Below are 20,404 nucleotides of genomic sequence, written 5' to 3' on the forward strand. Positions count from 1 at the left end.
CGTGAATCAGATGCAGGGTCAGCTCCTCGCGGGCCGCTATCGGCTTGTCGAATCCATCGGCAGCGGTGGCATGGGCCGGGTGTGGCGCGCACATGATGAAGTGCTGCACCGTGTAGTCGCGGTCAAGGAGTTGACGGCCGCGCTGTACGTCGCCGAGAGCGACCGGGCTCCGTTGATCGCCCGGACGCGCGCCGAGGCGCGGGCTGCCGCGCGGATCAACCACGCGGCCGTCGTCACCGTTCATGACGTCCTGGAGCACGACCACCGGCCGTGGATCGTCATGGAGTTGGTCGAGGGCAACTCCCTTGCCGACGAGGTCAAAAAACAGGGGCGCATCGAGCCGGCCGAGGCGGCGCGGATCGGGCTATGGGTGCTGCGCGCGCTGCGGGCCGCGCATGCCGCCGGTGTGCTGCACCGGGACGTGAAGCCCGGAAATGTCCTCCTCGCCACCGATCGACGCGTACTGCTCACCGACTTCGGGATCGCGCAGGTCGAGGGCGATACGACGATCACGCGCACCGGCGAGATCGTCGGCTCGGTCGACTATCTGGCTCCCGAGCGGGTGCGCGGCTACGAATTCGGCCCGTCCTCCGACCTGTGGGCGCTGGGCGCGACGCTATACACAGCGGTGGAGGGCAGGTCGCCCTTCCGGCGCACCACGCCGCTGACCACCATGCGGGCCGTCGTGGAGGACGAGCCCGAACCGTCCGCGTACGCCGGTCCGCTGGGGCCAGTGATCACCGCTCTGCTGCGCAAGGACCCCGCCCTACGGCCCAGCGCGGAGGAAGCCGAGCAGATGCTCGCCGAGGCGGCGGAGGGGCGTCGGCCGGGCGCGGCGCAGGCGTATGTGCCGACGACGCAACATGTGGCAGCCGGGGTGGATACGGATCACCCCTATCGTGGTGACGCCGGGAACCGCGGTGACGCCGGGAACCGCGGTGACGCCGGGAACCGCGGTGACGCTGCGAACCGTGGTGACGCCGGGAACCGCGGTGACGCTGCGAAGCGCGGTGACACTGGGGCCCATGGCCCGTCCGCACACAACGCTCACGGACATGGCGCCAATGGACATGTCTCGTCATCCCATGTCCCCGGTGGGCCCGGGACCCAGGACCAGGGCTTTCTCCTGGCCGCGCCCGCCGGGCCCGCTTCGGCCACGTCGGCCGTCCCGGCTGTCCCCGGGAAACGGCGCCGGGTCCGCACCATCGCCCTTGTCCTGGTACTGGCGGTGCTGGTCGGCGCCGGCGCTGCCGCGGTGATCAAGTTCGCGGGCGACTGGCGTTCGGGCACGGACGCGGTCGCCAGTACCGAGGAAGCGGGAGGCGGTACGGGGCAGTCGGGCGCCGCCACCAGCCCGCAGGCCGGTGAGAGCGTGCAGCAGCCGGCCGGTGCCGTGCCCGACAACTGGGTGCGCGTGGACGACGTCGAGGGCTTCAGTCTCGCCGTCCCCAAGGGCTGGGAGCGGCAGGCCAACGGCAGCCAGGTCGACTACACACCCGACGACGGGGATCACTTCGTACGCATAGCCGTGGACGACTCACCGGACTTCGACAACCCGTACATGCATCTGCTCGATCTGGAGGAGCAGTTGACGAAGCTGGCCGACTACCACCGGGTGAGCCTGGAGTCCAACACCTTCCGCGACTGCGACGGCGCACTGTGGGACTTCACCTGGACAGCGCTTCCTGGGCAGACGGAGTTCCCGGGCCCGCGCCGCGCCATCGAGCAGACGTATCTCGCCCGGGACGGCGTCGAGTACGCGATCTACATGTCCGCGCCGGTCGCGGACTGGGACACGGCGCGCGAGCAGTTCGACGCGATGCTGAGGAGCTGGCGCCCCAGGGCCTGACAGCGGCCCCTGACAGCGGCGCGCCAGACCGTGACGCCTGGCAGTGGAGTCTGGCAGCGGCGCCAGACAGTGACGCTTGTCAGCGGCGCCAGACAGTGAGGCCTGACCGTGACGCTTGTCAGCGGCGCCAGACAGTGAGGCCTGGGAGTGGCGCCTGGCGCCGGACAGCGACCCCCGGGCAGCACGGCCGGATACCGGCCACGGCAGCTCGCTGACCCGGAGGGTCGGGCTCCGTTGGGGCATGATGGGACGCATGGGGACCGAGGGGGACAACGTCCGTGTGATCGCCGGCCGGTACCGGCTGGAGGCCAGAATCGGGCGGGGTGGCATGGGTGTCGTCTGGCGCGCGACCGACCAACTGCTCGGCCGTGACGTCGCGGTCAAGGAAATCGCCCTCGACACCACGCTCTCCGCGGACGAGTCCCGCCGGCAGCGCGACCGCACCCTGCGCGAGGCACGCGCAGTCGCGCAGTTGCAACATCCGCACATCATCGTCGTGCACGACGTGGTCGAGGACGACGAACGCCCGTACATCGTCATGGAGTTGATCGAGGGCGGTTCGCTCGCAGAGCGCGTCTCAGCAGGTGGCCCGGTGGACGCGCGCGAGGCCGCCCGCATCGGCATCGGCCTCCTCGGGGCGCTGCGGCGCGCGCACGACGCGGGTGTCCTGCACCGGGACCTCAAGCCTGCGAACGTGCTGATCGCGGACGACGGGCGGGCCGTCCTCACCGACTTCGGTATTGCCCAGGTCGCGGGCGCGACGACGCTCACCGAGAGCGGGGCGTTCGTCGGTTCGCCCGAGTACACGGCGCCCGAGCGGATGTCCGGGGCCAGGACGGGCCCCGAGTCCGACCTGTGGTCGCTGGGCGTGCTGCTGTGCACCGTCCTGAGCGGTGAATCGCCGTTCCATCGCGACTCGTTGGGCGGCATCCTGCACGCGGTCGTCGTCGACGAGATCCGGCCGCCGGCCCAGGCCGCGCCCCTGCTTCCCGTCGTACGAGGGTTGCTTGAGCGCGATCCCGAGCGGCGGCTCGACGCAGCGGAGGCGGAGCGGATGCTGCGCGCGTTCCGGGACACGGGGCGGACGCCGCCGGTCACGGCCGGATACACGCCCACGCAGCGGGACATACCTGCGAGGATGCCCCCCTCTGCCCCGATGTCCTCGCCGTCTCCCGGGGTGCCGCGCTCCACCCGGAGCATCCTCGTCGCCGCCGCGCTGGTCGCCGCCATGGTCGGGGCAGGGGTGTCGGCGGCATCGTTGCTGATGAACGACGGTCGGGGTGGGGGCGGTGGTTCGCCGACGCCGTCGAGCACGGCCGGCACGACGAGCACAACGGCCGGCGCGACGAGTACGTCGAGTTCGGGCAGTACTGCTGGTACGTCGAGTGGTACGTCGAGTTCGGGCAGTACTGCTGGTACGTCGACGCCCGGGGCGCCGGGGGAGTCCGCGAGCGCGTCGGTCTCCAGTCCGCCGGCCGGTCCCGCTGCCCTCCGCAAGGTGCCCCCGGGATACCGCGTGGCGCAGGACCCGAGCGGGTTCGCGTTCGCCGTGCCCGACGACTTCACCCGGGAGCCGCAGGGGGAGCGGGTCTTCTACGTGTCGCCCGGTCGGACCTTCCGCCTCGGCATCAAGGTGGCCGACACCGAACCGGGCGGCCCACTCGCGGTGATGCGGCGCGGGGACGCCAAGGGGCCCGCCACGAACCCGGGTTACCGCGATGCCGCCGTCGCCTCGGCCACGCACGCAGGACAACCCGCCGCTTTCTGGGAGTTCACCTGGGACGGGTTCACCGAGACGGAGGGCGCGCGGCACACGTACGACCTGTGCTGGGAGGAGGGCGGCCGGATGTACGACGTGTGGGTGTCGGCGCCGGTCGGGAGGGCGACGGAGGCGAAGGAGTACTTCGACGTGGCAGTGGACTCGTTCGTGGCCTCGTAGCGCCGTGTTGGAGAGTGGCAGCCCTCGTACCTTCGTACTCTCGTACCTTCGTAGTCTCGTGTCCTCGTACTCTCGTGCCTCCCGTACCGGATAAAGGGAAGATAAAGGGCGGCTCGCGTCACGGGTCTGTGACCGGAAAGCGACGGGGCTGGATGCCGAAGTGCTTGCCGCGATATGGATGGACTCATGAGCAATAACGGGGGAGTTCCTTACGAGGCCGATGAGCCAACGAGTTTCGGCCTGCAAGCGCCGCGACCGGGTGTGCCCTACCCCGGTAATCCGTACGCCGCCGCACCCACGCAGATCGTCCCGGAGCAGCAGGCCCACCAGACCCAGCAGGTTGCGCAGCCGCAGCCGCAGCCGCATCCCCAGCAGGTGAAGCCGGAGCCGGGAGTGGGGCGTCTTGTCGCCGGCCGTTACCGTCTCCTCGCCAAGCTCGGCCACGGGGGCATGGGCACGGTCTGGCGGGCGAAGGACGAGACGGTGGACCGCGAGGTCGCCGTCAAGGAGCCTCGGGTTCCGGACCATCTTCCCGAGCGTGAACGCGCGAACGCCTTCGAACGGATGCGCCGGGAGGCGCGCGCGGCTGCTCGGCTCGACCACCCGTCGGTCGTGAACGTCCACGATGTCGCGGTGGTGGACGGACAGCCCTGGATCGTCATGGAGTTGGTGCAGGGGCGTTCGCTGGGCGACGCCCTTCAGGAGGGCACGCTCGGTGTCCGCGAGGCGGCGCGCGTCGGCCTTGAGGTTCTCGGCGCCCTGGAGGCCGCGCATGCGGCCGGCATCCTGCACCGGGACGTGAAACCGGACAATGTCCTGCTCGGCCGGCACGGCCGCGTCGTCCTCACCGACTTCGGCATCGCCCAGATCGAGGGGGAGACCAGCCTGACGGACACGGGCGGTTTCGTCGGATCGCCCGAGTACATCGCGCCGGAGCGGGTGTTGGGGCAGCGTCCGGGCCCGGCGAGTGACCTCTGGTCCCTCGGCGTCGTGCTCTACGCGGCCACCGAGGGCGTCTCACCCTTTCGCCGCAGCAACACCCCGGCGACCCTCCAGTCCGTCCTCAACTCCACGCCCGCGGCGCCCGCTTCGGCGGACGGTCCGCTCGCCGAGACGATCAACGGTCTGCTGGACAAGGAGCCCTCTCGGCGCCCGGACGCGATCCGGGTCCGCCACCTCCTGGAGGAGGCCGCCCGGCCGCCCGCTCCGGCTCCGACGCAGGTCGTGCGGATCGCGGCCCCCGACGGAGGTAAGGGGATCCGTGTCGGCCGCAAGAGCCTCATCGGCCTGGGCGCGGTGATCGTCGCCGCGGCGGTGGCCGCGTACCTGGTGGTCGCGGACCCGTTCGCGGGCCCACTGCCGGATGGCTGGAAGACTCGGGCACACCCGAAGCTGGGCGTGACGCTGGGAGTCCCCGTGACCTATCAGGTGGGCAGGCCGACCGCCGACGACACGGACAAGAACTGGGTCACGTACTCCGACTACAGCGGCAGCATCTGGATCGGCCTGAACCTCGCGAAGAAGTCCGAGGACACCAGCGGTCAGATCAGCGCGTCCGCCGCCGCTGAAATGTACGACGACGACGGCGGGTTCAAGGAGAGCGGCGCGTACGAGCTCGACATGCCCGAGAACCCGACGAAGACGGACCCGAAAGAGACGAAGTACCAAGGCAGGCAGTCTGCCGAGAACACGGTGATCTACACGACCACCGACAGCCAGAACCCCCGCCCCCGCGAGCTCAAGATCTTCTACTACAAGTCTGCCGCAACGGGAGACATGTACAAGCTCACGATCAGCTATCCCGGCAAGGGCGACTTCACGGCACGCGGCCGTGAAGTCGCCAGGACGGCGATCGCGAACCTGGACATCAACCAGTTGTGAGGGATGCGGGGAGCCTTGTCGGCCAGTGGGTTCAACCGAGGTCGACAGGGCCGTCAGCTGCCCCGGCCGGTCGGGCGAGTCAGCCGAGCTTGGCCGCTTGGGCCTTGATGATCTCGGCCGGGATGTCGTAGTCGACGTCTGTCTCGCCGGCCATGGCTGCCAGTGCTATCGACTGGTACGTCGCGACCGTGCTGCCGTGGCGCACGACCTCGACCTTCATCGGGAACGGGTCGCCCTCTGAGTCTCCGATCACGGTGAACCCGACCGATTCGTCACCGCTTCCGGAGCCCTTGCCGGACTCGACCTTTGTGAACTTCTGGGTCTCGCCGTTCCCGGTGGCATCGAACCCGCTCGCGCAGCCCTCGACTGCCTCGGAGACGGATGCCAGGGTCTCCTGGGCGCCGTCCCCCTCGTAGGAGGAGAGCGAGACGAACGTCATCGTGCCGCTGATGGCGTCGGTGAGCGCGTCCATCTGGTGCTGGACCTCCTCATCCGTCATGTCCTCCAGGCTCAGGCCGGCAGACGCGCTGGGCTCGGCCTCGGGGGCCGCCGACAGGACCTGGCGGTGGAGGTACGCGGTCGAGTCACCGGGCGCGAACCCGGTGAGGATGTAGGCGATCGGCGCGCACTTCTCCTCGACGACCTTGACCTCTTCCTTGGAAGGGGCGAACGCGTCGGAATCCGTGGGGGGCGTGACCTCGTAGCCGTCGGCGTCGCCCGTGGCGATGATCAGCTTCTCCAACTCGGTACTGCTGAGAGCCTTCGCCGCTGCCGTCGACGCCTTGGCGTCACCGGCCTTGTCACTGTCCGCGGAGTCGGATCCACTGTCGGAGCAGCCAGTGGCCAGGGCGAGCGACAGCACCGACGCGGCTGCTGCGATGCCCGTACGGGGCAGCGCGAATTTCTTCATGTTCTAGGGAGTCCCTTTGGTGTGAGCAGTGTGCTAGGTGTGAAGTGAGAGTGCAGATTGGACTATGCGGGCATGGTCAAAAGGACGTCAAGTAACGGGGGCTGCGGCCCGCTCCGCGGGAGCGTCGACCCCGACCCCGACCCCGACCCCGACCCCGACCCCGACCCCGACCTCGACCTCGACGTCGGCGGGGCTTCCCCCTGCTGGACGGAGTACGGCTACGACTACGGTCGCGGCAACGAAGTCGAGCGGACCATTAACCGGCTCAAGAACTTCCGGGCCATCGCCACGCGCTGCGACAAGAGGGCGTACGTCTTCTAGGGGATGGTCACTGTGGCCGCGATTCGCCTATGGCTCCGCTCGGGGGGAGACGCTCCGCTCAGAGGTCCGTTGCACCCGGATAGTGGCGACGAAGTTCGCTGAGTACGCGCTCGTCGACAGCCCTGACGTCCCACAACGAGCTGTCTACTTCGGTCAGAACGACCATCACCCTGCCCTCGGCGGATCCACGTGCTTCGGCGTCGATCAGCTGGAGGGACGGAGTCGTCAGCGACAGCAGAGTCAACGTGTCCATGCCGGCGTCGGTAGACCGTCTCGCCAACTCGGCACAGCGAGGATCGACGAACTCGTCGAATTGGACGCGCCACTTCAGATCCAGGCCGAAGCTGCCGAGGCGGACCAGTAGCTCAGCCAGGGTCACGTAGTGCTTCCCCTGCCAGGCAGAAAACGTGATCCCCTTCATCCCCGCCTCTGCTTCGGCTGTATCGGGCGACAAACGCCCCCGTCGTTCAGCAGCAAACAGTAGGCCACGGCACGCTGACCAGCTCACGCGAGTCATGGGACAGGTCCTAGGAGTCTTGTTCCAGGGCCCGGCTGTGCAGGGTGGATATCAAGGCCGTGAGCTGCAGCTTGTCAGTCGAGAGGATGACCTCCGGTTCCTCGCTTCGCGGAGGAGGATCGTTCCGGCGGGGGTGGTGGTGAGGTGGATGCAGGAGGAGGCTTCCTCGCTGGAGGAGGACTTCTGCCAGTTGAGTTCGGTCACGGTGTCTCTCCTCAGGTGTCCTGAGCGATGCGGTGGACGAGGTCCCGAGGTGTCCTGAGCGATGCGGTGGACGAGGTCCCGGCATGCTGTGGGCTTGAGGGTGGCTTGCTCCATGCGGTCCAAGACGAGCCTGTACGTCTCCAATTTGCTTGCGGCGTCGATGAGTTCGCTGACGTGTCGTACCCGTATATCTCCTGCTCGACATGCAGGCGGAGGAGATCGCCGCGTTCTGGGATCCGTCTGCGAAGGGGTACCGGTCGCGGACCACCGTCCCCTTCGGGGAGCCCCTTCACGTGCCCGCGCCCTTTGACTTCGCGCTGAACACGTCCGGGTTCGCCGTCCGCCCGGACGGCGACCGCGACGTCGAAGAGTGATCCACCCCGTGGTCGCCGCACCCACAACCCCCTGATCAGCGCATTCATTGCCAGTGATCACTGGCGTCGTGTGAGCGCCCGGTGAAAGCGCGTTACCCACGGGTACCCAAAGGGCTCCGGCGGGCATACCCTGCGGCTCATGACGGACTCGCAGGCCGCGGAGCAGGCCACGGAAAAGACCGCCACCGCAGGCGTTGGCGCCACGGTCGGCACCAACCCCCTCGCCCCCGCCCCCGCAGGCGCCCGCACCGCCGTGGACGTCGTCACCCCCGAGCTGGTCGCGCAGCTCACGAAGGGGGTCGTCGGGTCCGGCCGGACCGCCAACCACACCCCGTTCACGGGCGAGAAGCTGGCCGATCTCCCCGAGTCCACCCCCGAGGACGTGGCGACCGCCTTCGAGCGGGCCCGCGCGGCTCAGGTCGCCTGGGGCGCCACCCCCGTACGGCAGCGTGCCGCCGTACTGCTCCGCTTCCACGACCTCGTGCTCGCGCGCCAGGCCGAGGTCCTCGACCTGATCCAGCTGGAGACCGGCAAGGCGCGGCTGCACGCGCACGAGGAAGTCCAGGCCGTTGTCGTGGCCGCGCGGCACTATGGGCGCAAGGCACCCTCCTACCTCCGGCCCAAGGGGCACACCGGTGCCATTCCGGCCCTCACCAAGGTGACCGAACTGCGCCACCCGCGCGGGGTCGTCGGCCAGATCGCGCCCTGGAACTACCCCCTGGAGCTGTCGGTCGGCGACGCGCTCCCCGCTTTCGTCGCGGGCAACGCCGTCGTCATGAAGCCCGACACCGAGACCTGCCTCACCGCCCTCTGGGCGCGCGACCTGCTCATCGAGGCCGGGCTGCCCGCCGAGGTGTTCCAGGTCGTCCTCGGCGACGGACCGGTCGTCGGGCCCGAGATCGTCAAGCACGCCGACTACGTCTCCTTCACCGGGTCCACCCGGACCGGGCGCGAGGTCGCGCAGGGCGCCGCCGCCCGTCTCGTCGGCGTCTCGCTCGAACTCGGCGGCAAGAACGCCATGCTGGTGCTGGAGGACGCGGACATCGACAAGGCCGCCGCAGGCGCCGTGCGCGCCTGCTTCTCCTCCGCCGGTCAACTCTGCATCTCCATCGAGCGGTTGTACGTCCACGAGGACATCGCCGATCTGTTCGCGGAGCGGTTCACCGCACGCACCAAGGCGATGCGGCTCGGCACCTCCCTCGCATACGGGGCCGACATGGGCTCGCTGGTCGGCGAGCGGCAGCTGGAAACCGTGACCCGGCATGTGGACGAGGCCGTCGCCAAGGGCGCGAAGGTCCTGGCCGGCGGCGTCGCCCGCCCCGACGTGGGCCCCTACTTCTACGAGCCCACCATCCTCGACGGTGTCGAGGCGCCCATGGCCGTCTGCGCCGAGGAGACCTTCGGGCCCGTCGTCTCCCTCTACCGTTTCAAGACCGAGGACGAGGTCGTCGAACTCGCCAACTCCACGGCGTACGGCCTCAATTCCTCCGTCTGGACCAAGGACGGGCGGCGCGGTCGCGCGGTCGCGGCCCGGCTGCGCACCGGAACCGTCAACGTCAACGAGGGCTACGCGCCCGCGTACGGCAGCGTCCAGTCGCCCATGGGCGGCATGAAGGACTCCGGCCTCGGCCGCCGGCACGGCTCCGAGGGCATCCTCAAGTACACCGAGGCGCAGACCGTTGCCCACCAGCGGCTGCTGCCGATGGCGCCCTCGTTCGGGATGGACGACGAGAAGTACGCGGCGTTCATGAGCCGGAGCCTCAGGGTGATGAAGGCGCTGCGTCTGCCGTAGACGTCCTCAACTACTGGTTCTCAAGTTCTCGAGGTTCTCGAGGTTCTCGACGAGGAGAGCGGCACGTGGCACAGGAGAACTCCGCCCAGGAACCGACTGACGACGCGTACGACGGCGATGACGGCGCGTATGACGGCGATGACGCCGCGTACGACTACGACGTCATCGTCGTCGGCTCCGGGTTCGGCGGGTCGGTCACGGCCCTCCGGCTCACCGAAAAGGGCTACCGCGTAGGCGTGTTGGAGGCGGGCCGCCGTTTCACTCGCGGCTCGCTGCCCAAGAACTCCTGGGACCTGAAGAACTACCTCTGGGCACCCAGGCTCGGCCTCTACGGAATCCAGCGCATCCATCTCCTGGGCAGTGTCATGGTGCTCGCCGGTGCCGGCGTCGGAGGCGGGTCCCTGAACTACGCCAACACCCTCTACGTACCGCCGAAGGCCTTCTTCGAGGACCCGCAGTGGAAGGACATCACCGACTGGGAAGGTGAGTTGAAGCCGTACTACGACCAGGCCCGGCGGATGCTCGGCGTGCGGCTCAACCCGACCATGACCCCCTCCGACGTCCATCTCAAGGCGGCCGCCCAGCGGATGGGCGTCGGCGACACCTTCCACATGGCGCCGGTCGGTGTCTTCTTCGGGGACGGCGAGGACGCCGACGGGACGGTGAAGGCCAGGCCCGGCGGTGAAGTGGCGGACCCCTACTTCGGGGGCGCCGGGCCCGCCCGCAAGGCCTGCGTCGAGTGCGGCGAGTGCATGACCGGCTGCCGGCACGGCGCGAAGAACACCCTCAACGAGAACTACCTCCACCTGGCGGAGAAGGCGGGCGCCGTCGTCCACCCCATGACGACGGTCGTGTCCGTCACGGACGACTCGCAGGGCGGGTACGCCGTCACCACCCTGCCCACGGACGAGAAACGTAAGGGCGAGGGGCGGATGTTCAAGGCGCGCCGCGTCGTGATCGCCGCCGGCACCTACGGCACGCAGACCCTGCTGCACCGCATGAAGACGAGCGGTCAACTGCCGTACATCTCAGGCAGGCTGGGCGAGCTGACCCGTACCAACTCCGAGGCAGTGGTGGGCGCGCAGACCGACAACCGCCGGTACCGCAAGGCGCACGGCACGCCGAAGGTCGATTTCACGCAGGGCGTCGCGATCACGTCCTCGATCCATCCCGACGAGAACACCCACATCGAGCCCGTCCGCTACGGCAAGGGCTCGAACTCGATGGGCGGCCTGTCCATCCTCCAAGTTCCTTACACAGAGGGCTCATCGCCGCTGCCGGCATGGCTGGCCAACGCCGCGAAGCACCCCCTCCTCGTGCTCCGCTCGCTCTCCAACCATCACTGGTCCGAGCGGTCCATCATCGGTCTGGTGATGCAGTCGGTGGACAACTCCCTGACGACGTACCTGAAGCCCAAGGGCGCGGGTAAAGGCCTGTTGACGGCACGTCAGGGACACGGTGCTCCCAACCCCCGGCAGATCAGGGCGGCTTCGGAGGGCGCTTCCGCGATCGCCGCCGAGATCAACGGCTTCGCGGGCAGCAACGTGGGGGAGCTGATGGGTATGCCGCTCACCGCGCACTTCCTGGGCGGCTGCCCGATCGGCGACTCGGCGTCCTCCGGCGTCATCGACCCGTACCACCGGCTGTACGGCCACCCGGGCATCTCCGTCGTCGACGGCGCCGCCGTCTCCGCCAACCTCGGCGTCAACCCGTCGCTCACCATCACGGCCCAGGCCGAGCGCGCGATGTCCTACTGGCCCAACAAGGGCGAGGCCGACCAGCGCCCGGCACAGGGAGCGGCGTACGAGCGCCTCAAGCCGGTCGAGCCGCGGAGCCCCGCCGTCCCCGCGGACGCGTTCGGCGCGCTGAAGCTGCCGTTCCTGGGGATACCGACGGTGCCGCCGAAGTCGTAACCCCGCAGGCAACTGCGTGCAGCCATTGCGTGCAGCCACTGTGTACAGCAACTGCGTGCAGCAATCGAGTACAGCAACTGCGTCGCAGCAACCGCGTACAGCAACCGAGTACAGAAAGAAGGACCTGCGCCCCCCTCCGAGCGCAGGTCCTTCATTCAGCTGTGGCCACTGGGCCGGCCCGCCTTACGCGGCGGTGGTGCCGCCCGAGTTGCGGCGACGGACCACGTACACCGCACCCGCACCGGCGATGACGGCGACACCGCCGGTGAGGCCGATCAGCGGCAGCACGGACGAGGAACCGGTCTCGGCGAGCGAGCCGGAGGCGTCCACCGTCTTCACGTCGGTGATCTCCTTCGCACCGCCGGTCTGCGGCTTGGCGTCCGGCGGGCTGCCCGCGTCCGAGCCGGCGGCGAGGATGTCGAAGAAGTAGAGCCAGCCGTTCGGGTCGTCGGCGACCCAGCAGCCCTGGTCGTCCGCGTACTGGGCGAAGCCGGCGGTCAGCCCGATGGCGTCCGGCACATCGCCGCTGACGCTCAGGCGCAGCTGGTACGAGGTCGACCCGCCGGCAGCGAGCTCGAACGCGGGGAAGACGCCACCCTCGCCCGCGGCGTCCGAGACCGTCTGCCAGGTGCCGGATGCCTTGTCGAGGACCTGCACGCTGATCTTGCCGGAGTAGTCCTCCTCGTCCCAGCCGATCGCCGCGACACCGATCAGCGGCACGATGTCCGTGATCGTGTCGTCGCCGTTGTTGGAGACGTTGAACGAGAACTTCGTCCAGCCGCTGCCCGCGACGATGGTCTCGGGCAGGCCCGACAGGCCGCTGGTCAGGTCGGTGCTGATCTCGACGGTGTCGCTTTCGTCCATGCAGAGCTCGGGCTCGTCACCCTTGTCCGGGACGCTCGAAGTGGGGGTCGGCGTGACGGCCGGGCTGCTGTCGCCGGCCGCGGGGGTGCTCTCGGCCGCGGCGGGGGTGGTGTCCTCAGCCGCGGGAGTCGTGTCCTCAGCGGCGGGAGTGGTGTCCTCGGCCGCCGGGGTGGTGTCCTCAGCGGCGGGCGTCGTGTCCTCGGCCGCCGGAGTGGTGTCCTCGGTCGAGGGGGTGCTTCCCGCCGTGGCCGGGGGAGTGGTGTCCTCCGCGAACGCGGCCGGTGCCGACAACAGCGCCAGCGGGGCCAGAGCAGCCGTCGCGGCCGCAACGGCCATGGCTCGACGAAGCTTCATGAAGACCTCGGGAAAGTCGGGGGCACCGCGAGGCCGCGGTGCTCACGTGGGGGCCTTCGCGGTGGGGCGCGGGTGTGGCCGTTGGTTCAGCAGGTGTGACACGAGAAACCTGTGAATGGTTGTGCCCGCCTTCACGGGAACTTTATGTGGGGTGGGTCACATGGATGAGTCGCGGGCCGGCCGTCCCATGGGATGAGTCGCAGGCCGGTCGTCCCATGGGGCGGGCATGCGACCCCATGGGGCGGGCATGCGAAAGGCCCCGCGGTGGGGGTAACCCTCTGCTCGGACGAATCCATGAGCTGGGGGCGGAGCCGCGGGGCCCTTCGAGGTCAGCACCGACGTCGGGGCAGCGCCGGTGCCGGGGGAGCGGCGCCGGGGGGTGCGCCGCTGGTCTGGGGGCCGCCGGTCGGCGCCCCGGCGCACTGGGGGCGCGCACGTGGTGTCGACCATTGGCGGTACTTGAGCAATTGGGTTGAGCAATTCGGTTGTCTTGCGGGGGACTTGGGCTGTTCTCGCATCGTGCGGGAGGGGCGACGGACTCCGCAACCGTTACGACCGCATCTGAACAGATTCCGCCGGTCGGCCCCGGGCGTCCCCGGAGCCGGCCGTTCTCTTGGGTGACCGGGCTGCTGTCCCCTGCCGTCCGGTCCCAACCCTGGAGCGAGGTCCCACGACGCACGGCACGTTCCGTACGTCTCATCGCTCCAGCGAAGCCACGCGTGGTTTTTTCGGGCCCGCCCCTGGCTGGCACGGACACCGGGACCAACGAAGCCCCCGCGGAAGCGGTCACGCGCCGTACGGGTGAGAGGGCATGCGTACGTGCGTACGGCGCCGTACGGACCACGGATGCGGCCGCCGCGCGGGACTGAGGAGGCGGCCACAGATGCGACCTCCGCGCGGGACTCGGACGCGGCCACAGATGTCGCCCCGCGCGGAACTCAGACGCGGCCTCGGCACAGCTCCAGCAGCGTCATCGCCAGCGCGGTGCCCGGCTTGCCCAGCGCGTCCCTGTAGTGGCCGAGGATCTCCATCTCGCGGGAGAGGTTCACGCGCCGGCCGCCGGAGGAGATCCGGGCCTCCTGGATCACCGCCGAGACGGCCATGCGTTCCTGGACGAGGCCGATGATCCGGTCGTCCAGGGCGTCGATGCGCTCACGGGCACCGGTGATCGTGTCGGCAGCCTCGTCGGTGCGGGCGCCGGTCCTGTCGAGTACGTCGGCCGCGTCGGCCATGGTGGGGCTCCTCTTGTGTCTTCTGGTGACGGGGTGCCCCGGAGCGGCGAGGTCCGGAAACGGCAGACGCCCCGGGCCTTGTCGGCCCGGGGCGCCTGGGAAGTCGCTTGTCAGTTGCTCAAGCAGCACGACCATGGCAGCCGGTGGGCCGGTTGCCATAGGTAAAGACGAAGTTCGTCGCGTGGGTGAGCATGGGAGCAGTATGCAGGCGCGGCCCGTCCGGGCCAAGACGGTTCGGATGGTGAGACGGAAGGGAGCGAGGGACGGAAGGGAGCGAGGGACGGAAGGGAGCGAGGGACGGAATGGAGTGCGGGAGCGGAAGGGAGTGCGGGAGCGGAAGGGAGTGCGGGGCGAAAAAACCTCCCCAGCCACCCCCCACCCGCACCCCCGGTAGACTCGGCGCCACACACCCTTTGCTCACCGCCGGAAGGCAAACCGTGCCAGAAGTGTCCCCCGCCGCCCCCGACACCGTCCTGGTCGTCGACTTCGGTGCGCAGTACGCCCAGCTCATCGCCCGCCGCGTCCGCGAGGCCCGGGTCTACAGCGAGATCGTGCCGAGCACCATGCCGGTCGAGGAGATGCTCGCCAAGAACCCGGCGGCGATCATCCTCTCCGGCGGTCCCTCGTCGGTGTACGCGGAGGGCGCCCCCCGCCTCGACCGCGCGCTGTTCGATGCGGGCGTCCCCGTCTTCGGCATGTGCTACGGCTTCCAGCTGATGGCGACGACGCTCGGCGGCACGGTCGACAACACCGGGGCCCGCGAGTACGGCCGTACGCCGCTCCATGTCTCGAAGTCGGGTTCGACTCTCTTCGAGGGCACCCCCGACGAGCAGTCGGTGTGGATGTCGCACGGAGACGCCTGCTCCGCAGCCCCCGAGGGCTTCACCGTCACCGCCTCCACGGACGTCGTCCCGGTCGCCGCTTTCGAGAACGACGAGAAGAAGCTGTACGGGGTCCAGCACCACCCCGAGGTCATGCACTCCACGTACGGCCAGCAGGTGCTCGAGCACTTCCTGTACCGGGGGGCGGGTCTCACCCCGTCCTGGACCACGGGCAACGTCATCGACGAGCAGGTCGCGCTGATCCGCGAGCAGGTCGGCAGCAAGCGGGCCATCTGCGGCCTGTCGGGCGGCGTGGACTCCGCCGTCGCCGCCGCCCTCGTACAGAAGGCCATCGGCTCGCAGTTGACCTGCGTGTACGTCGACCACGGCCTGATGCGCAAGGGCGAGACCGAGCAGGTCGAGAAGGACTTCGTGGCCGCGACCGGCGTACAGCTCAAGGTCGTGGACGCGCAGGAGCGCTTCCTCGCCGCGCTCGCCGGGGTGTCCGACCCCGAGGAGAAGCGGAAGATCATCGGGCGCGAGTTCATCCGGGTCTTCGAGCAGGCGCAGGCCGACATCATCGCCGAGGCCGCGGCCGGCGAGGACGTCGCCTTCCTGGTGCAGGGCACGCTCTACCCGGACGTGGTCGAGTCCGGTGGCGGTACGGGCACGGCCAACATCAAGTCCCACCACAACGTCGGCGGCCTCCCCGAGGACCTCGAGTTCGAACTCGTCGAGCCGCTGCGCAAGCTGTTCAAGGACGAGGTCCGGATGGTCGGCCAGGAGCTCGGCCTGCCGGACGAGATCGTCCAGCGCCAGCCGTTCCCCGGTCCCGGGCTCGGCATCCGCATCGTGGGCGAAGTGACCAAGGAGCGGCTCGACCTGCTCCGCGAGGCCGACGCGATCGCCCGCGAGGAGCTGACCGCCGCCGGCCTCGACCGGGAGATCTGGCAGTGCCCGGTCGTGCTGCTCGCGGACGTCCGCTCCGTCGGCGTCCAGGGCGACGGCCGCACGTACGGTCATCCGATCGTGCTGCGCCCGGTGTCGAGCGAGGACGCCATGACCGCCGACTGGTCGCGACTTCCGTACGACGTCCTCGCGAAGATCTCGACCCGCATCACGAACGAGGTCGCGGACGTCAACCGAGTCGTCCTCGACGTGACGAGCAAGCCGCCGGGCACCATCGAGTGGGAGTGACAACCCCAGCGCTCACGTCCGCCTGAGAGTGCGCACCGGCTCGCCGGGCTTCCAGATCTCGACGACCAGATACGTGTCGTCCTCGACGTAGGTCCGTACGACCTCCGTCAGCTCGGTGCGGAAGAGGTGGAACGGCTGCGGCGGTTCCACCTCTTTCACGTACGCGGCCTTCGCTGCCGAATCGTCCGGGCCGTCCGCCTCGTACGCCCGTCCGCTGATCCGGACATCGCCGCCCGCCATGGCGGTCCCCGGCCCGGGGTTCGCCTGGAGCGCGAAGCGCGGGTCGCGGCGCAGGTCCAGCGCCTTGAGCGAGCCCGGCATCATGCCGAGCCACAGCTCACCGTGCAGGAAACGGACCTCGAGGCCGGAGGTGCGGGGGGATCCGTCCTTGCGGAGGGTCGCCAGGGTGTGGTGAGTGAAGGCCGCGAACCGGTCCTCGACCGTGCCGGCCAGGTCGGGCGCCGCGCTGCTGAAAGCCGCCCAGTTCGCCGCCGTATGTGTGGTGCGAGTCGCCGCCGTACGCGTGGTGCGAGTCATACGACGAGTCTCGCGCGGCTACCCGACATCCTCTGTCCGGTATTCGCGTGCTCTCGGCGACTTTCCGCGTACTTTCGGCGGCTTTCCGGGTGCTCTCGGCGACCGAGGGCACCCGGGACTCGTAACGGTTGCGCACTCGCTTCATGGAACTGCCCTGTTCTCCGGGGCTGACCGAGGGTAACTTCCGCTCCGTACCGGACACGCCAGTGCTGGAGGACATATGCACGGGCCCACCCCGCCCCCACCCCTGCCCACCGACCGGCTGCGGTTCGCCATGCCGCCGATGCACGAGTCGATGGACGACGAGCGACGACACCGCAAGGAGCGGCTGGCCGGGGCGCTGCGGCTCTTCGGACGGCTCGGGTTCGAGGACGGGGTCTCCGGTCACATCACCGCGCGTGACCCGGAGTACAGCAACTGCTTCTGGGTGAACCCCTTCGGAATGCCGTTCAAGCACGTCACCGTGAGCGACCTCGTCATGGCCAACCAGGACGGGCAGGTGATCGACGGCAGCTACCACGTGAACCAGGCGGCCTTCACCGTGCACGCCCAGGTGCACGCCGCCCGCCCCGACGTCGTCGCCGTCGCCCACTGCCACTCCGTGCACGGACGCGCCCTGTCCGCCCTCGGCGACCTGCTCGACCCGATCACCCAGGAGAGCTGCGCCTTCTACGAGGACCACGCACTGTACGACTCCTACACCGGCGTCGTCGTCGACGCCGAGGAGGGCCGCCGGATCGCCTCCGCGCTCGGCACCGGCAAGGCCCTCGTGCTGCGCAACCACGGGCTGCTGACGGTCGGGGACTCGGTGGACGCGGCGGCCTGGTGGTTCCTGTCCATGGAACGGTCGAGCCAGGTGCAGCTCACCGCGCGGGCCGCGGGCCGGCCGATCCTCATCGACCACAAGCAGGCGGTCGCGACCCGGGAGCAGCTCGGCGGCGATCTGGTCGCGTGGATCAACTACCAGCCGCTGTGGCAGGACATCAGCCGGAGCGAGCCTGATCTGCTGTCGTAGAGGCCCTGGAGGCCCTGGAGGCCCTGGAGGCCCTGGAGGCTATATGGGCTATATGAGCTATATGAGCTATATGGGCTATAGAGGCCTCGTGGAGGGTCAGAAGCCGCGCAGGACGGCCGCCTTCGTCGCCGCGAACTCCTCGTCCGTGAGCACGCCCTCGCGGTGCAGCTCGCCCAACTCCCGCAGACGGCGCAGCAGTACGTCGTGGTGGTCGGCCGGGGGCGGCGCGGCGGAAGCCGGCTGGGGGCCGTCCACGTGCTCGCCCGTGCGGGTGGACGGGTGCGGCAGGCGTGCGGTGACCGCGGTGGCGACGAGCGCCGTGAGCAGGTCGCGGCGGGTGCTGCCCCACAGATCGAGGGCGTACGGGTCCTTCTCGGTCGGCAGTTTGGAGAAGACCGTCTCGCCGGTCACGAAGCGCAGAAAGCCGTCCTCGTAGCCGGAGTTGGGCAGCCACTCGACCTGCACGAGATCACTCACGGCGATGATCCGCGGCCCTGTCGCCCGCTTGACCCGGTCCGAGGTGTCCGCCCAGTCGATCCGCACCTGCGCCCCGTCGAAGGACACCGTGCCGTCGCTGGAGCGGACGGAGACGGGAACCGGCGGGCCCGGAAGGAGATAGGTCTCCGCCGGCTCCTGGGGGACCTGGTCGAGAAGCAGCGCGCGGCGGATCTCCTCGGCGACGTACTCCGCGACCCCGGCACGGTCGATGTCGACCGCCAGCCGGTACGGGTCGGCCGCATCGGGCAGTCTGCCGCCGGTCGCCTGGAGGAGCGGGTCTGCCCCCTCACGCAGTCTCAACCGGAGGCGGCCGCGCTTGCGTTCGGGTTCGTAGACGATCCCTGAGATAGCCTCCAGGGGAACGGCGATCTCTCCGTACGTCTGCCGGAACAGCGGCACGGAGCGGTGCAGTCCCGGCGTGATCCTGACCGTGTTGCCGTCGAAGGCCCAGGTCCCGTCGCGCTGGATGATCTCGGCCATACGCGAATTCTCGCAGCCGGGTCAACACGGGCGCTTGTGCTTCACCCGCGCTGACCAGACCTGCCGGATGCGGGCCGTGTTACGTACGGCACAATGCGCTGTCATCGCGGCGCAGTAGTAAGGCAGTTGTACGGCAGTCAGGCGTACGGAAGGTCTGGCCGCAAGGGAGTTCTTGGCGCGGGGAAGGCGGCAGTGGACGTGGCGGTGCAGGAGGCGAGACACGGCGTGGAGCGTGGTGCGGGGCGTGGTGCGGGGTCCGGTGACGGGCTTGGCGCCGGGCTGGGTTCCGGGCTGGGTTCCGGGCAGGGCACACACGGCGGTGGGTGCACCTGCGGGGACTGTCCGCACGGCGCGCGCGAGGGGCACCGGCGCGCCGTCGCCGCATTCCTCGCCAAGCGCGACGAGTTGGCGTCCGGGCACGGGCTGCCCGTCGCCGTCGCCCACTCGGCGTCCGCGTCCCGGCAGTGGGTCTCGGACGAACTGACCCAGGCCGCGGACATCGTCGCCGAGCGCGGGCGCGTCGACGGCGAGGCGTGGCTCGGGCGGCTGTGGCGGCGTACGGCCTTCGTCGTGTGGGGAACCGTCGTCGCGCTGCTTCTGGTGCAGGCGCTCACCGCCATCGGTGCGGGGTGGACCGCCGCGCGGACGGCCGGGCTGCTCGCGGCTCTGGTGGTGGGCGGAGCGCTGACCGGTGCGGGGTATCTCCACCGGGCGCGGGGCGGCGCCCTCGCCCCCTTCATCGGCGAGGACAACCGTCTCTCCACCTCGCGTGTGGTGGCGGGGGGTTGGGTTCTCTTCGTGGTGTACGCCGTCCTCGTGCTCGTCGGGCAGTTGGCGGCGGCCTCCGCGCACGGCACCCGCGACGAGCTGATCGCGGGTCTCGAACTCGCCCGGGGCGCCGGTGTGGTGACCGTCGTCGCCGTGGTGTGCGGGATCGCCGTGCTGGTTCGGCGGGTGGTCGGGCTGCGGGTGCTCGGCCAGCGGTTGCAGAAGGTGCGGGCGGATCGGCCGCAGGCGTCCGATCTTCTGACCGACGACTCCGGGCGGGGATCCTTCGCGGACATCCAGTACGTGGTGATCGTCGCGGTTGCTCTGGTCTTCGCGGCGGTACGGCTGGCCCGGCGGCCCTCGCAGCTGCCGGACCTGCCGTGGGGACTGGCGCTGCTGGTCCTGGTGTCCGCCGCCACCTATCTCGCCGGCAAGTACGCCGAGGGCGGGAAACCGGTGATCCTCTCCGTCGTCCGCTCCCGTGAGGCGGGCGACCTCGACGCGCCGATCCGCACCGGGGACGACATCGAGATCCGCGGGGCCGGATTCGTGCCCCCCGGTGCGCAGACGGCCGACCGGCTGTCACGGATGGTCGTGCGGATCGGTCCGGTGCATGTCCATGTGCCGCTGGTTCCCGTCGCCGGGGGGTTCAGCAACCCCACGGACGCGGTGCTCACCGTGCCTGTGCCGGTGGATGTGGAGCCGGGCCGGGTGGAGGTGCAGGTGGTTACGGCTGCGGGGGTCGAGACGAACCGGTGCGTGATCGATGTGACGGACTGAGGGGGTTGCTGTCGGGTGCGTGTGCCCGTCCGGTGCGGGTGGCGAAAAAGACAGGTCGGCCACCCGCGCCGGGTGGCCGTAGCACCGGGTCGCTGGAAGGCCGCGGGGAAAAACGGGCCCCCGAGCCTTGAGCGGGGACCTGCTGTCGTACGTATGGT

15 protein-coding genes and 1 pseudogene are annotated in these 20,404 nt (G+C 69.7%); 10 read left to right on the top strand and 6 right to left on the bottom strand.

What is annotated here, in order from left to right; translation table 11 throughout:
• The first annotated feature begins 10 nt into the window (after positions 1–10).
• The 3 genes from ACFYPC_RS20985 to ACFYPC_RS20995 all read left to right on the top strand — a co-directional run bounded on the left by ACFYPC_RS20985 (position 11) and on the right by ACFYPC_RS20995 (position 5,669).
• Positions 11–1,849 (top strand): protein kinase, encoded by a 1,839-nt coding sequence (locus ACFYPC_RS20985; RefSeq protein WP_388678844.1) that lies wholly within the window; start codon positions 11–13, stop codon positions 1,847–1,849.
• A 253-nt stretch (positions 1,850–2,102) separates the two neighbouring features.
• Positions 2,103–3,788: a serine/threonine-protein kinase gene (locus ACFYPC_RS20990; RefSeq protein WP_388678232.1), complete on the top strand. Its 1,686-nt coding sequence runs from the start codon at positions 2,103–2,105 to the stop codon at positions 3,786–3,788.
• A gap of 186 nt (positions 3,789–3,974) precedes the next feature.
• A complete protein-coding gene (locus tag ACFYPC_RS20995) occupies positions 3,975–5,669 on the top strand; it encodes a serine/threonine-protein kinase (RefSeq protein WP_388678234.1) in 1,695 nt (564 codons plus the stop codon).
• Between the two features lie 79 nt (positions 5,670–5,748).
• Here the strand turns inward: ACFYPC_RS20995 and ACFYPC_RS21000 are convergent, their stop codons facing one another.
• Positions 5,749–6,579, bottom strand: coding sequence for a hypothetical protein (locus tag ACFYPC_RS21000; protein ID WP_388678236.1), 831 nt, complete (start codon positions 6,577–6,579; stop codon positions 5,749–5,751).
• A gap of 116 nt (positions 6,580–6,695) precedes the next feature.
• Between ACFYPC_RS21000 and ACFYPC_RS21005 the strand changes: the two are divergent.
• Positions 6,696–6,900: pseudogene (locus tag ACFYPC_RS21005) on the top strand (IS5/IS1182 family transposase); the annotation flags it as partial.
• 58 nt (positions 6,901–6,958) lie between these two features.
• Here the strand turns inward: ACFYPC_RS21005 and ACFYPC_RS21010 are convergent.
• A complete protein-coding gene (locus tag ACFYPC_RS21010) occupies positions 6,959–7,279 on the bottom strand; it encodes a hypothetical protein (RefSeq protein WP_388678238.1) in 321 nt (106 codons plus the stop codon).
• Between the two features lie 545 nt (positions 7,280–7,824).
• Here ACFYPC_RS21010 and ACFYPC_RS21015 point away from each other — a divergent pair.
• From ACFYPC_RS21015 to ACFYPC_RS21025, 3 genes are all read left to right on the top strand, one after another.
• Complete coding sequence (locus ACFYPC_RS21015; protein ID WP_388678240.1) at positions 7,825–7,995, top strand: hypothetical protein; 171 nt, start codon at positions 7,825–7,827, stop codon at positions 7,993–7,995.
• A 139-nt stretch (positions 7,996–8,134) separates the two neighbouring features.
• A complete protein-coding gene (locus tag ACFYPC_RS21020) occupies positions 8,135–9,787 on the top strand; it encodes a succinic semialdehyde dehydrogenase (protein ID WP_388678243.1) in 1,653 nt (550 codons plus the stop codon).
• 65 nt (positions 9,788–9,852) lie between these two features.
• Positions 9,853–11,700: a GMC oxidoreductase gene (locus ACFYPC_RS21025; RefSeq protein ID WP_388678245.1), complete on the top strand. Its 1,848-nt coding sequence runs from the start codon at positions 9,853–9,855 to the stop codon at positions 11,698–11,700.
• A 183-nt stretch (positions 11,701–11,883) separates the two neighbouring features.
• On the opposite strand, the gene ACFYPC_RS21030 is transcribed toward ACFYPC_RS21025, so the two are convergent.
• A complete protein-coding gene (locus ACFYPC_RS21030; RefSeq protein ID WP_388678248.1) occupies positions 11,884–12,918 on the bottom strand; it encodes a hypothetical protein in 1,035 nt (344 codons plus the stop codon).
• A 938-nt stretch (positions 12,919–13,856) separates the two neighbouring features.
• Positions 13,857–14,150: a chorismate mutase gene (locus ACFYPC_RS21035; protein ID WP_388678250.1), complete on the bottom strand. Its 294-nt coding sequence runs from the start codon at positions 14,148–14,150 to the stop codon at positions 13,857–13,859.
• A 437-nt stretch (positions 14,151–14,587) separates the two neighbouring features.
• On the opposite strand from ACFYPC_RS21035, the gene guaA reads away from it, so the two are divergent.
• Positions 14,588–16,168: a glutamine-hydrolyzing GMP synthase gene (guaA, locus tag ACFYPC_RS21040; protein WP_388678252.1), complete on the top strand. Its 1,581-nt coding sequence runs from the start codon at positions 14,588–14,590 to the stop codon at positions 16,166–16,168.
• 12 nt (positions 16,169–16,180) lie between these two features.
• Here guaA and ACFYPC_RS21045 read toward each other — a convergent pair whose 3' ends face one another.
• On the bottom strand, positions 16,181–16,705 hold the full coding sequence (locus ACFYPC_RS21045; protein WP_388678255.1) for a pyridoxamine 5'-phosphate oxidase family protein: 525 nt from the start codon (positions 16,703–16,705) through the stop codon (positions 16,181–16,183).
• Between the two features lie 220 nt (positions 16,706–16,925).
• On the opposite strand from ACFYPC_RS21045, the gene ACFYPC_RS21050 reads away from it, so the two are divergent.
• Positions 16,926–17,720 (top strand): class II aldolase/adducin family protein, encoded by a 795-nt coding sequence (locus ACFYPC_RS21050; RefSeq protein WP_388678257.1) that lies wholly within the window; start codon positions 16,926–16,928, stop codon positions 17,718–17,720.
• A gap of 96 nt (positions 17,721–17,816) precedes the next feature.
• On the opposite strand, the gene ACFYPC_RS21055 is transcribed toward ACFYPC_RS21050, so the two are convergent.
• Positions 17,817–18,698 carry a DUF4429 domain-containing protein gene (locus ACFYPC_RS21055; protein ID WP_388678259.1) on the bottom strand — a complete coding sequence of 294 codons (882 nt, stop codon included), beginning with the start codon at positions 18,696–18,698 and terminating at the stop codon, positions 17,817–17,819.
• A gap of 198 nt (positions 18,699–18,896) precedes the next feature.
• Here ACFYPC_RS21055 and ACFYPC_RS21060 point away from each other — a divergent pair, with 198 nt between their 5' ends.
• Positions 18,897–20,246, top strand: coding sequence for a hypothetical protein (locus ACFYPC_RS21060; protein WP_388678262.1), 1,350 nt, complete (start codon positions 18,897–18,899; stop codon positions 20,244–20,246).
• Positions 20,247–20,404: the final 158 nt, after the last annotated feature.

Origin of the sequence: Streptomyces sp. NPDC005808, assembly GCF_042871385.1 — a bacterium.
GTDB lineage: Bacteria > Actinomycetota > Actinomycetes > Streptomycetales > Streptomycetaceae > Streptomyces.